This is a genomic window from Pseudomonas sp. 2995-1 (genome assembly GCF_002742505.1).
In the GTDB taxonomy this organism is placed as follows: Bacteria; Pseudomonadota; Gammaproteobacteria; order Pseudomonadales; family Pseudomonadaceae; genus Aquipseudomonas; species Aquipseudomonas sivasensis.
The window spans coordinates 1-303 of record NZ_LJSA01000531.1 but is presented as its reverse complement, the minus strand read 5'-3'; the positions used below and the strand labels follow the sequence as shown (position 1 = coordinate 303).

Annotated in this window: 1 protein-coding gene; it reads left to right on the top strand. The window is 56.8% G+C overall.

The annotated features are described in order from the left end of the window. Positions 1–303 (top strand): hypothetical protein (locus tag AOA61_RS31350; protein WP_158234833.1); only part of this gene is annotated, 303 nt, incomplete at both ends.

Sequence of the window (303 nt, the reverse complement as noted above, 5' to 3'; positions counted from 1 at the left end):
GCCGGTACCTTCGTCGCGAAAGACGAAGAAACCCCGCGCGAAAACCTGAACATCAGCTTCACCGCTGGCACCAACGCAGATGGCTACTACGCCATCTCCGGCAACAACGTCGTGCTGACTGAAAAAGGTGCTGACTTCGTTAACGCGGGTAACCAGCTGCCGAAGATCGACCTGACTGTTACCGATGTTGAAGGCCTGAATTCCACTGGCACCGGTCAACCGACCGTGACCTTGGTTAACGACGTCCCAGTAATTGCTGTCACGCCGACCACCATCGTCGAGAACACCGCTGAAGCAGGCACC